Below are 505 nucleotides of genomic sequence, written 5' to 3'. Positions count from 1 at the left end.
CTGCTCGATGCCGCCCGCGAGGCCACGCTGCTCAACCGCGAAGCCATCGCCACCCAGCAGGAGAAGGAGCTGGCATTTCTGCAGGACAAGGGCATGCAGATCATCCGCCCCTCCGCCGAGGACCTGCAGGCCTTCCGCAGCCAGGGCCAGCCGGCCTACCTGAAGTGGCTGGGTGAGCAGGACATCGATGCGCAATGGGTCGAGACGGCCCTGCAGGATGTCGGTCTGAAGCCCGCCCAATAGTCCCCGCCTGACCCATAGCGCCCTGACTGACAGGGCGCTGCTTCTCTTGCCCGGAGTCCTTATGTCCTCCTTTATCGAGCGCCTGCGCGCCGTGGTGCTCAACCTGGGCGCGGCGCTGCTGTTGCTGGACCTGTTGCTACTCATCTACGGGGTGTTCGCCCGCTACCTGATCGGCAGCTCGCCGATCTGGATGGACGAAATGGCCCGCTACCTGATCATCGGCAGTGTGATGCTGCTGCTCGGCGCACTGTGGAGCGAGGGC

The 505-nt window shown here is 65.1% G+C and carries 2 protein-coding genes; both read left to right on the top strand.

Going from position 1 to position 505, the window contains the following annotated elements; translation table 11 throughout:
• Positions 1 to 243: type 2 periplasmic-binding domain-containing protein (locus J0A65_RS25595; protein ID WP_232850158.1), on the top strand; the 243-nt coding region annotated here is incomplete at its 5' end.
• Between the two features lie 61 nt (positions 244 to 304).
• Positions 305 to 505: hypothetical protein (locus J0A65_RS25590; RefSeq protein WP_232850157.1), on the top strand; the 201-nt coding region annotated here is incomplete at its 3' end.

This window comes from Bowmanella yangjiangensis, assembly GCF_017255015.1.
GTDB lineage: Bacteria > Pseudomonadota > Gammaproteobacteria > Enterobacterales > Alteromonadaceae > Bowmanella > Bowmanella yangjiangensis.
The sequence above is the reverse complement of the archived record's forward strand: the minus strand, read 5'-3'. Positions and strand labels throughout refer to the sequence as shown.